Annotated in this window: 1 protein-coding gene; it reads left to right on the top strand. The window is 65.1% G+C overall.

Annotated elements, in window-relative coordinates; genetic code table 11:
- The first annotated feature begins 221 nt into the window (after positions 1–221).
- Positions 222–13,208 (top strand): non-ribosomal peptide synthetase, encoded by a 12,987-nt coding sequence (locus AB4O09_RS21875; RefSeq protein WP_223528953.1) that lies wholly within the window; start codon positions 222–224, stop codon positions 13,206–13,208.
- Positions 13,209–13,245 lie beyond the last annotated feature (37 nt).

The following is a 13,245-nucleotide window of genomic DNA, read 5'->3' as shown; positions in this document are numbered from 1 at the left end:
GAGCGCCAAATTAGGCTTAATGATAATGATTGTCAATTGAGAAGAAGAATTATTGATGATGCAGCGTCCAGCCTTGATGCTGCGACTCATTGCCGCGGCGCGTGGCTGGCGGATGCTTCGGTTCGATGCCTCGGTGAGTAGGCTCCTCGACTAATTATTTGTCGGGACTATCCGTTCCCATGGGTGACAACTTGCAAGCCGAATCCAGGCAGGAAACCCCCATGACCGACGCGTTCGAACTCCCCATCACCCTGGCTCATGCCCTCCAGCGCCGCGCCGCGTTGACGCCGGACCGGGTGGCCCTGCGCTTCCTCGCCGACACCCCAGGGCAGGGTGTGGTATTGAGTTATCGCGACCTGGACCTGCGTGCCCGGACCATCGCCGCCACCTTGCAGGCCGAGGCCGCGCTGGGGGATCGCGCCGTGCTGCTGTTCCCCAGCGGCCCGGATTACGTCGCGGCGTTCTTTGGCTGCCTCTATGCCGGGGTGATTGCCGTGCCGGCCTATCCGCCGGAGTCCGCCCGTCGCCACCATCAAGAGCGCTTGCTGTCGATCCTCAAAGACGCCGAACCGCGCCTGCTGCTCACCAGCAGCGATCTGCGCGAGCCGTTGCAAGCCATCGAATCGGCGCCGCCAGTGTTGTGCGTTGATACCCTCGACCCGGCCCGCGCCGGACAATGGCGGATGCCGACGCTGCAGGACGATGACATTGCCTTCCTGCAATACACCTCCGGCTCCACCGCGTTGCCCAAGGGCGTGCAGGTCAGCCACGGCAACCTGGTCGCTAACGAACTGCTGATCCGTCATGGCTTCGGCATCGACCTGAACCCCGATGACGTCATCGTCAGCTGGCTGCCGCTGTACCACGACATGGGGCTGATTGGCGGCTTGCTGCAGCCGGTGTTCAGCGGCGTCCCCTGCGTATTGATGTCGCCGGCCTACTTCCTGGCCCGGCCCCTGCGTTGGCTCGAAGCAATCAGCGAATACGGCGGCACTATCAGCGGTGGCCCGGATTTCGCCTATCGGCTGTGCAGCGAACGGGTCAGTGACTCGGCCCTGCAGCGTCTCGACCTGAGCGGCTGGCGCGTGGCCTATTCCGGTTCCGAGCCGATCCGTCTCGACACGCTGGAGCGGTTTGCCGAGAAGTTCGCCTCGTGCGGCTTCACGCCGGACAATTTCATGGCCTCCTACGGCCTGGCAGAAGCGACCCTGTTCGTCGCCGGTACGCCACGCCGCCACGGCATTCCTTCGCTGCGGGTGGATGATGCGGCACTGACGCAAAACCGTGCCGAGCCGGGGCAGGGCAGTGCGGTGATGAGTTGCGGTGTCAGCCAGCCCGGGCACGCGGTGCTGATCGTCGAACCCGCTACGTCGCAGCCGCTGGCGGACAATCAGGTCGGTGAAGTCTGGGCCGCTGGCCCGAGCATCGCCCTGGGCTATTGGCGCAACCCAGAAGCCAGCGCCAAGACCTTTGTCCAGCACGACGGGCGGACCTGGCTGCGTACCGGTGACCTGGGTTTCCTGCGCGGCGGCGAACTGTTCATCACCGGCCGCCTGAAAGACCTGCTGATCGTGCGCGGGCATAACCTCTATCCCCAGGACATCGAGCAAACCATCGAGCGCGAAGTGGAGGTGGTGCGCAAGGGCCGCGTGGCCGCGTTCGCGGTCAACGATGGCGGCGAGGAAGGCATCGGTATCGCTGCGGAAATCAGCCGCAGCGTGCAGAAAATCCTCCCGCCCGAAGCCTTGATCAAAGCCATTCGCCAGGCCGTGGCCGAGGCCTGCCAGCAAGCCCCGAGCGTGGTGGTGCTGCTCAATCCCGGCGCGTTGCCCAAGACCTCCAGCGGCAAGTTGCAGCGCTCGGCGTGCCGCAGTCGATTGGCCGACGGCAGCTTGGACAGTTATGCACAGTTCCCGTCAGCCGAGGCAGAAGTCGCTGACGAATCTGCGCCGTCATCCGAGCTGCAAACGCTCATCGGCCAAATCTGGCGCGAGCAACTGCAGGTCGAACAGGTCCAGGCTGACGATCATTTCTTCCTGCTGGGCGGTAATTCCATCGCCGCCACCCAGGTGATCGCACGACTACGGGAAACCCTGGGGCTGGAACTGAACCTGCGCCTGCTGTTCGAAGCGCCAACCCTGGCCGCGTTCGCCGCAGCGGTGGCGAACCAGCAACAGGACGGCGGCCAGCCTCAAGGCGCGATCAGCGCATTGTCGCGCGACGATGCGTTGCCGCAATCCCTGGCCCAGAACCGTTTGTGGTTTACCTGGCAGCTCGATCCGACGAGCCATGCCTACAACATTCCTGGCGCCTTGCACCTGCGCGGCGAGCTGGACGAAGACGCGTTGCGCGCCAGTTTCCAGCAATTGATCGAGCGTCATGAGTCCCTGCGCACGCGGTTCCTGGAGCGGGATGGCGTGGCCCTGCAACAGGTCGATCCGGCCGGTGAATTCAAGCTGCATGTCATCGATCTCGGCGACCTGCCTGCCGACTTGCGCGAAGCCCGGGCGCGGCAGGTTCGAGAAGACGAAGCGGCCACGCCGTTCGATCTGGAGAAGGGGCCGCTGCTGCGGGTCAGCCTGTTGCGTCTCGACGAGGATGACCATCAGTTGCTGGTGACACTGCACCACATCATCGCCGACGGCTGGTCGATGAATGTGTTGATTGAAGAATTCTCCCGCTTGTACGCCGCCGCCTCCCAAGGTCAGCTCGCCGAGCTGGCGCCGTTGCCCTTGCAATACGCCGACTACGGCAGTTGGCAGCGCCAGTGGCTCGCCCAAGGCGAGGCCGAGCACCAACTGCGCTTCTGGAAGCAGCAACTGGGCGCGGAACCTTCGGCCCTGGTGCTGGCCACGGATCATCCACGCAGCGCTCAACGCCAGCGCAGTGCCGCGCGGCATAGCCTGCGCCTGGACAAGGGCCTCTGCGATACCTTGCGCCACGTGGCCCAGGCACACGACGCAACGCCGTTCATGCTGTTGCTGGCAGCCTTCCAGGCGCTGTTGCAGCGTTACACCGGCCAATCCGATATCCGCATCGGTGTGCCCAACGCCAACCGTCCGCGCCTGGAAACCCAGGGGCTGATCGGCTTCTTCATCAACACCCAGGTGCTGCGCGGGCAGGTCGATTCACGTCAGCCATTCGCTGCGCTGCTGGCCCAGGCCCGGGAAGCCACACTCGGTGCCCAGGTCCACCAGGACCTGCCGTTCGAACAACTGCTCGAAGCGTTTCCCGAGGCGCGTGAACAAGGCCTGTTCCAGGTGATGTTCAACCACCAGCAGCGTGACTTGAGTGCCTTGCGGCGCCTGCCGGGGTTGCTGGCCGAGGAGTTGCCGTGGCACAGCCGCGAAGCCAAGTTCGACCTGCAACTGCACAGCGAAGAAGATCGCAACGGCCGCTTGACGCTGTCGTTCGACTACGCCGACGAACTGTTCGAGGCGGCGACCATCGAGCGGCTGGCGGCGCATTACTGCAACCTGTTGCGGGCGGTCTGCGCCGATCCGCAACAAACCATCGGCGATGTGCCGTTATTGGCCGCCGATGAACACAGCCAACAGCAGCAATGGAGCGCGGCCCCGTGCGCGCCGGCCAGCCAATGGCTGCCGGAGCTGTTGAACGAACAGGCCCGGTGCACGCCGCAACGCACTGCGTTGCGCTGGGACGGTGGTCAACTCGATTATGCCGAGCTGCACACCCAGGCCAATCGCCTGGCCCATTACCTGCGGGACAAGGGCGTTGGCCCGGACGTGTGCGTGGCGATTGCCGCCGAGCGCTCGCCGCAGCTGCTCATCGGTGTGCTGGCCGTCATCAAGGCCGGCGGTGCCTATGTGCCGCTGGATGCGGACTACCCGGCCGAACGCCTGGCCTACATGCTCCACGACAGTGGCGTCGACTTGCTGCTGACCCAAACCGAGCTGCTCGAACGTTTGCCGGTGTGCGACGGCGTCAGTGTCATCGCCATGGACGCCCTGCATCTGGAGCAATGGCCAAGCAATCCGCCGGGCCTGCACCTGCACGGCGACCATCTGGCCTACGTGATCTACACCTCCGGCTCCACCGGCCAGCCCAAAGGCGTCGGCAATACCCACGCGGCCCTGGCCGAGCGCCTGCAATGGATGCAAGCGACCTACGGGCTGGATGCCACCGATGTGCTGATGCAAAAAGCGCCGATCAGTTTCGACGTGTCGGTCTGGGAATGCTTCTGGCCTCTGATCACCGGCAGCGAATTGGTACTGGCCGGCCCCGGCGAACACCGTGACCCGCACCGCATCGCCCAGTTGGTGCAGCAGTTTGGCGTCACCACGCTGCACTTCGTGCCGCCGTTGCTCAGCCTGTTTGTCGATGAGCCGTTGAGCGCCCGCTGCAGCAGCCTGCGTCGGCTGTTCTCCGGTGGCGAAGCCTTGCCCGCCGAACTGCGCAACCGGGTGTTGGCGCAACTGCCGGCGGTGCAATTGCACAACCGCTACGGCCCGACCGAAACCGCGATCAACGTCACCCATTGGCATTGCACCGAGGCCGATGGCGAGCGCTCGCCGATCGGCCGGCCCCTGGGCAACGTCCTGTGCCGGGTACTCGACAGCGACCTCAATCCCGTGCCGGCCGGAGTGCCCGGCGAGCTGTGCATCGGCGGCCTGGGCCTGGCCCGGGGTTACCTCGGTCGTCCGGGCCTGAGCGCCGAGCGTTTTGTCGCTGACCCTCTGGGGCCGGCCGGTGCGCGGTTGTACCGTACCGGCGACCGCGCGCGTTGGAACGCCGACGGCGTGATCGAGTACCTCGGCCGCCTCGACCAGCAGGTCAAGCTGCGCGGTTTTCGGGTCGAGCCGCAGGAAATCGAAGCGCGCCTGCTGGACCAGGACGGCATCGCCCAAGTGGCAGTGCTGGTGCGCGACACCTCGACCGGCCCGCAGTTGATCGGCTATTACACCGCCCCGGATGTCGCCCAGGACCAGGACGCGTTGAACATTCGACTCAAAGCCGCCCTGGCCGCCGAACTGCCGGACTACATGGTGCCCACCCAACTGCTGCGCCTGGACGCCATGCCCCTGGGCCCGAGCGGCAAGCTCGACCGCCGCGCCTTGCCCGAGCCGCAATGGCAGGTGCGCGAGCACGTCGAGCCGGCCAGCGCCCTCGAGCAGCAAATCGCCGGCATCTGGCGCGAGGTACTGGGCCTTGCGCGCATCGGCCTGCGGGACGATTTCTTTGCCCTCGGCGGTCATTCGCTGCTGGCGACCCAGATCATTTCCCGCACCCGCCAGGCCTGCGACGTCGAACTGCCGCTGCGCACTCTGTTCGAGGCCAGCGAGCTGGGCGCCTTCGCCGAACAGGTGCGCTTGATCCAGGCCAGCGGCCAGGCCAACCGTCAGCCACCGATCGAGAAAGTCGACCGTAGCCAACCGGTGCCGCTGTCCTATTCCCAGCAGCGCATGTGGTTCCTCTGGCAGATGGAGCCGGACAGCCCGGCCTACAACGTCGGTGGCATGGCGCGGTTGCGCGGGGTGCTGGATGTCGGGCGTTTCGAGGCGGCCTTGCAGGCGTTGATCCTGCGCCACGAAACCCTGCGCACCACGTTCCCGAGCGTCGACGGCGTGGCTCGCCAGCAAGTGCACGGTGAGACGGGCTTGCGCATGGGTTGGAAGGATTTCTCGAAGCTGGCTGCTGACGTCCGCGAACAGCGGGTGCAGCAACTGGCCGACAGCGAGGCCCACCAGCCCTTTGACCTGGAAACCGGGCCGCTGCTGCGGGCCTGCCTGGTCAAGACCGCCGAGCATGAGCATTACTTTGTCCTGACGTTGCACCACATCGTCACCGAAGGCTGGGCGATGGACATCTTCGCCCGTGAACTGAGCGCGCTGTACGAAGCCTTTATCGACGATCGCGAATCGCCCCTGGAACCCTTGCCGGTGCAGTACCTGGACTACAGCGTCTGGCAGCGTCAGTGGCTGGAATCCGGCGAGCGTCAGCGACAACTCGACTATTGGACCGCGCAACTGGGCCGCGAACATCCGCTGCTGGAACTGCCCGGCGACCGCCCGCGTCCATCGGTACAAAGTCATCGCGGTGAATTGTTCCGTTTCGACCTCAGTGATGATTTGGCGGCGCGGGTCCGTGCCTTCAACGCGCAACAGGGCCTGACCCTGTTCATGACCATGACCGCCGCCCTGGCCGTGCTGCTCTATCGCTACAGTGGCCAGACCGACCTGCGCATCGGCGCGCCGGTGGCGAACCGCATCCGCCCGGAAAGCGAAGGGCTGATTGGGGCGTTCCTCAACACCCAGGTCCTGCGCTGCCAACTCGACGGGCAGATGTCGGTGGGCGAACTGTTCGAGCAGGTGCGCCACACCGTGATTGAAGGCCAGTCCCATCAGGATTTGCCTTTCGATCACCTGGTGGAAGCCCTGCAGCCGCCGCGCAGTGCGGCCTACAACCCGCTGTTCCAGGTGATGTGCAACGTGCAGCGCTGGGAGTTCCAGCAGAGCCGCACGCTGGCCGGCATGACTGTTGAATACCTGGTCAACGACGCCCGGGCCACCAAGTTCGACCTCAACCTGGAAGTCACCGACCTGGATCAGCGCCTGGGTTGCTGCCTGACCTACAGCACCGACCTGTTCGACGAACCGCGCATCGCGCGCATGGCTGGGCACTGGCGCAATCTGCTGGAAGCGTTGCTGGTCGATCCGGCCCGACGCCTGAGCGAACTGCCGTTGCTGGACACCCGCGAGCAGCAACAGCTGCTCGACAGCCTGGGCGTCGAGCCCGGTGAGCATCGCCTGGACCAATGCCCCCACGAACTGTTCGACGAACAGGCGCGGATGCGTCCCGATGCGCCGGCCCTGACTTTCGCCGGGCAGACCCTGACGTATGCGCAACTGAACAGCCGCGCCAATCGCCTGGCCTGGATGCTGCGTGAGCGAGGCGTCGGGCCGCAGGTGCGGGTCGGCCTGGCCCTGGAGCGTTCGCTGGGAATGGTCATCGGCCTGCTGGCGATCCTCAAGGCCGGCGGTGCCTACGTACCCCTGGACCCGGAATACCCGCTGGACCGCTTGAGCTACATGATCGAGGACAGCGGCGTCAGCCTGCTGCTCAGTGACAGGGCGATGTTCCAGGCCCTCGGTGCATTGCCCGAGGGCGTGGGCTGCTGGTGCCTGGAAGATGATTCGGCCGCCCTGGCCCAATACCCGGATCAGCCGCTGCCGCTGATCAACCTGCCGCAACACCAGGCGTACCTGATCTACACCTCCGGCTCCACCGGCAAGCCCAAGGGTGTGGTGGTGTCCCACGGTGAAATAGCCATGCATTGCCAGGCAGTGATCCGGCGTTTCGGCATGCGCCCGGACGATTGCGAGCTGCATTTCTATTCCATCAACTTCGACGCCGCCACCGAACGCCTGCTGGTGCCATTGCTCAGCGGCGCCCACGTGGTGCTGCGGGCCCAGGGCCAATGGGACGCCGAGGAAATCTGCGGGCTGATTCGCCAGCATCGCATCAACATTCTTGGCTTCACCCCCAGCTACGGCAGCCAGTTGGCCCAGTGGTTGGCGACCCAGGGCCAGACCTTGCCGGTGCGCATGTGCATCACCGGCGGCGAAGCCCTGACCGGCGAACACTTGCAACGCATTCGCGCGGCGTTCAACCCGAGCCTGTTCTTCAACGCCTATGGCCCGACCGAAACCGTGGTCATGCCATTGGCGAGCCTGGCTCCGGAGCGACTGGAAGAGGGCGCGGCCAGTGTGCCGATTGGCAGCGTGATTGGCGCCCGCGTGGCGTACATCCTCGACGCCGACCTGGCGTTGGTGCCGCAAGGCGCCACGGGAGAGTTGTATGTGGGCGGCGCCGGTCTGGCCCAGGGTTATCACCAGCGTCCGGGGATGACCGCCGAGCGTTTCGTCGCCGACCCGTTCGCCAACGAGGGTGGACGCCTGTATCGCACCGGCGACCTGGTGCGCCAGCGTGCCGACGGTCTGGTGGAATACCTGGGACGGATCGACCATCAGGTGAAAATCCGCGGCTTCCGCATCGAGCTGGGGGAAATCGAAACCCGCCTGCTGGAACATGACGCGGTGCGCGAGGCCGTGGTACTGGCCCTCGACACGCCCGGCGGCAAGCAACTGGCCGGCTACTTGGTGAGCGACCTCGCCAGCCAGGACGGCGAGCAACAAGCGACCCTGCGCGAAGCCTTGAAAAACCACCTCAAGGCCCAGCTGCCGGACTACATGGTGCCCGCGCACCTGATCCTGCTGGCGAGCATGCCGCTGACCGCCAACGGCAAGCTCGACCGCCGTGCCTTGCCGTTGCCCGATCCCGAACTCAATCGCCAACACTACGTGGCGCCAAGCAATGCCCTGGAGCAGACCCTGGCTGCGATCTGGTGCGACGTGCTGAACGTCGGGCAAGTGGGTCTTAACGATAACTTCTTCGAGCTGGGCGGTGATTCGATCCTGTCCATCCAGGTGGTCAGCCGCGCCCGGCAGCAGGGCATTCACTTCACGCCCCGGGACCTGTTCCAGCACCAGACCGTGCAGACCTTGGCCGCGGTTGCCACGCGCAGCCAGCAGGTGCTTGCCGAGCAGGGCCTGTTGCAGGGGGAGTCCGGGTTGACGCCAATCCAGCACTGGTTCTTCGAGCGCCAGATCCCCAACCAGCACCACTGGAACCAGGCGCTGGTGCTGGCGCCGACCACGGCCCTGGAACCGCAACCTCTGGAACAGGCGCTGCGCAGCGTCTTCCAGCACCACGATGCCTTGCGCCTGGGCTTCGGCGAAACCGCCGGGCACTGGCGTGCCGAGCACCAGCCGTTGTCTGACGCGGCGTTGTTGCAGCACATATCCGTGGCCACCGCGCAGGATTGCGAAGCGTTGTTTGCCCAGACGCAGAGCCGTTTCAATCTATCAACCGGGCCATTGCTGCGCGCAGTACTGGCGCAGTTACCCTACGGCCAGCAACGTTTGCTGATCGTCATCCATCACCTGGTGGTCGACGGCGTGTCGTGGCGGGTGCTGATGGACGATTTGCAAACCGTCTACCGCCAGCTCACCACCGGGCAGCAGGTGCAGTTGCCGGCCAAGACCAGCCCATTGCGCGACTGGGCCGCGCGCTTGCAGGCTTACGCCGGCAGCGAATCCCTGCGCGAAGAACTGGAGTGGTGGCAAGCGCAGTTGAGTGGCGCGCAGCTGCAGTTGCCCAGCGCGAATCCCGAGGGCGGGCTGCAGGAACGTCATGCTGAAACCGTCAGCGTGCGCCTGGACGCCGAGCGCACCCGACAACTGTTGCAACAGGCGCCGAGCGCCTACCGCACCCAGGTCAACGACCTGCTGCTTACCGCGCTGACCCGGGTGCTGTGCCGTTGGAGCGGGCATGCCTCGGCCTTGGTCCAGCTCGAAGGCCACGGCCGCGAAGCGCTGTTCGACGACATCGACCTGACCCGCACCGTCGGCTGGTTCACCAGCGTCTATCCCGTGCGCCTGAGCCCGGCGGACGAAGGCTTCGGTGCCTCGATCAAGGCCATCAAGGAACAATTGCGCGCGGTGCCCCACAAGGGCCTAGGCCATGGCGTATTGCGCTACATGGCCGACGCGGCGACTCGCCAGACGATGGCCAACCTGCCGCGCGCGGCGATCACCTTCAACTACCTGGGCCAGCTCGACCAGACCCTGGGTCAGGATGCGCTGTTCCAGCCGCTGGATGCGCCGCTGGGCGCGATCCACGATCCCGATGCGCCGCTGCCCAATGAGCTGAGCGTCGACAGCCAGGTCAGCGGTGGCGAGTTGGTGCTGCGCTGGACGTTCAGCCGCGAACGGCATGATCGTCAGGCTATCGCCACCCTGGCCGAGGCCTACCTCGATGAGTTGCAACGCCTGATCGAGCACTGCCTGACGGACGAGGCGGGCGGCCTGACGCCATCGGACTTCCCCCTGGCGAAGATGACCCAGGGCCAACTCGACAGCCTGCCGGTACCGGCCGGGCAGATCGAAGACGTCTACCCGCTGACACCGATGCAGGAAGGCATGCTGTTGCACACCTTGCTGGAACCGGGCACAGGCCTGTACTACATGCAGGATCGCTATCGCATCAACAGCGAACTGGACCCGCAGCGTTTTGCCCAGGCCTGGCAAGCGGTCATCGCCCGGCATGAAGCCTTGCGGGCGTCGTTCTGCTGGAACGTCGGCGAAGACATGCTGCAAATCATCCACAGGCCGGGCCGCACACCGGTGGACTATCTCGACTGGTCCGAGGTGCCCGAAGACGCCCAGGAAGCCAAGCTCCAGGCGCTGCTCAAGAGCGAGCGCCAAGCCGGTTTCGATCTGTTGAACCAGGCGCCGTTTCATCTGCGACTGATTCGGGTCGGCGCGGCACGCTACTGGTTCATGATGAGTAACCACCACATCCTCATCGATGCGTGGTGCCGTTCGCTGCTGATGGACGACTTCTTCGAGATCTACACCGCCCTGGGTGAAAACCGCGAACCGCAGTTGACCGTGCCACCGCGCTATCGCGACTACATCGGCTGGTTGCAGCACCAGAGCCTGGCCGAGGCCCGGCAGTGGTGGCAGCGCAACCTGAAAGGCTTCGAGCGAACCACCCCGATCCCTGGCGACCGGCCGTTTCTGCGCGAGCACGCCGGTGACAGCGGCGGCATGATCGTCGGCGACTGCTACACCCGTCTCGATGTCGAGGATGGCGCACGGCTACGGGAACTGGCCCAGGCCCATCAACTGACGGTCAACACGTTCGCCCAGGCGGCGTGGGCCCTGGTGCTGCGGCGGGTCAGCGGCGACCGCGACGTGCTGTTCGGCGTCACTGTGGCCGGGCGTCCGGTGGAGCTGCCGCAGATGCAACGCACCGTGGGGCTGTTCATCAACAGCATCGCCTTGCGCGTGCAGATGCCTGAAGACCATCAGCGCTGCAGCGTGCGCCAGTGGCTCAGCGATTTGCTGGACAGCAACATGCAACTGCGCGAGTACGAATACCTGCCGCTGGTGAGCATCCAGGAGGTCAGCGAATTGCCCAAGGGCCAGCCGCTGTTCGACAGTTTGTTCGTGTTCGAGAATGCCCCGGTGGAGGTCTCGGTGCTGGACCGCGCCCAAAGTCTCAATGCCACTTCGGACTCGGGCCGGACCCACACCAATTTCCCGCTGACGGCGGTCTGCTACCCGGGGGATGACCTGGGGCTGCACCTTTCATACGACCAGCGCTACTTCGATGAAAGCACCGTCCAGGGGCTGCTGGGCGAGTTCAAGCGGTTGCTGCTGGCATTGATGGCGGGCTTGCACGGCGACATGAGCGAGCTGCCGCTGATCGGTGCCGAAGAACAGGACTTCCTCATCGAGGGCTGCAACCAGAGCGAGCATGCCTATCCGCTGGAGCAGAGTTACGTCGAGCTGTTCGAGGCCCGAGTCGCGGCTCATCCGCAGCGCCCTGCGGTCAGTTGCCTGGACGCGAGCTACAGCTACGCCGAGCTGAATGCGCGCAGCAACCGCCTCGGTCATGCCCTGATCGCGTCCGGTGTCGGCCTGGATCAGCCCGTGGCGCTGCTGGCCGAACGGGATGCCGAGCTGCTGGGCATGATCGTCGGCAGCTTCAAGGCTGGTGCCGGCTACCTGCCGCTGGACCCGGGCCTGCCGAGCCAGCGCCTGAGCCGCATCATCGAATTGAGTCGCACGCCGTTGTTGGTTTGCACCCAGGCCTGCGAGGCCCAGGCGCAGGCTTTGCTGGACGAGTTCGCCTGTTCCGGGCGGCCGAAGTTGCTGGTGTGGGAAGCCGTCCAGGCCAGCGCTCTTTCGCTGGAAAACCCAGGGATCTACAGCGGGCCGGATAACCTGGCCTACGTGATCTACACCTCCGGTTCCACCGGCCTGCCCAAAGGCGTGATGGTGGAACAGCGGGGCATGCTCAACAACCAACTGAGCAAGGTGCCGTACCTGGCGCTGAGCGAGGCGGATGTGATCGCCCAGACGGCGTCCCAGAGCTTCGATATTTCGGTCTGGCAGTTCCTGGCCGCGCCGTTGTTCGGTGCCCGGGTCGACATCGTGCCCAACGCCATTGCCCACGACCCGCAAGGGTTGCTGGAGCATGTACAGCAGCAGGGCATTAGCGTGCTGGAAAGCGTGCCGTCGTTGATCCAGGGCATGCTCGCCCAGGAACGCATCGGTCTGGACGGCTTGCGCTGGATGCTGCCCACCGGCGAAGCGATGCCGCCGGAACTGGCCCACCAGTGGTTGTTGCGTTACCCGGACATTGGTCTGGTCAATGCCTACGGCCCGGCGGAATGCTCCGACGACGTGGCGTTCTTCAGGGTCGACCTGGCCTCGACCCGTGGTACGTATCTGCCGATTGGCACGCCCACCGACAACAATTGTCTGTACCTGCTCGACGGTGCGCTGGACCTGGTGCCGCTGGGTGCGGTGGGGGAGTTGTGCGTGGCGGGCACCGGGGTCGGGCGTGGTTATGTAAGCGATCCGTTGCGCACCGCCCCGGTCTTTGTGCCGAACCCGTTCGGCGCGCCGGGGGAGCGGCTGTACCGCACCGGCGACCTGGCACGGCGGCGCAGCGATGGGGTGTTGGAGTATGTCGGACGCATCGACCATCAGGTAAAGATCCGCGGCTACCGCATCGAACTGGGGGAAATCGAAGCACGCTTGCATGAACAGCCGGAAGTGCGCGATGGGGCGGTGGGTGTGCAGGAGGGCGCCAATGGCAAGCATCTGGTGGGCTACCTCGTGGCCACCGACTCGGCGCTCAAATCCGCCGAACGACTGGAGCGCATCAAGCAGCGCCTGCGGGCCGAACTGCCGGAATACATGGTGCCGCTGCACTGGCTGTGGCTCGAGCGCCTACCCCTCAACGCCAACGGCAAACTCGATCGCAAGGCCTTGCCGACCCTGGAGATCGGTCAGTTGCAAAGCCAGGACTACCAAGCCCCCGGCAATGAACTGGAACAGACCCTGGCAGACATCTGGGCCCAGGTGCTGAAAGTCGAGCGGGTGGGGGTGCGGGACAACTTCTTCGAACTGGGCGGGCATTCCCTGCTGGCGACGCAGATCGCCTCACGGGTGCAAAAGGCCCTGCAACGCAACGTACCGCTGCGGGCGATGTTCGAATGCAGCACGGTGCAGGAACTGGCCGACTACATCGATGGGCTGGCGGCCAGCGAAATCACTGAGGAGAAGGTGGATCGGTTGAATGATTTGATGGCGGAGTTGGAAGGAATGTAGTTTTGCGGCGTCTATAAGGACCCCTTCGCGGGCAAGC

It is taken from the genome of Pseudomonas sp. H1_F01, from assembly GCF_054681425.1.
Note: the sequence above shows the minus strand (reverse complement) of the source record. Positions and strands in the feature narration are given on the sequence as shown.

Bases quoted from the DNA above. Each gene is read 5' to 3' on its own strand.
- AB4O09_RS21875 (WP_223528953.1), top strand. From the start codon at position 222: ATGACCGACGCGTTCGAACTCCCCATCACCCTGGCTCATGCCCTCCAG.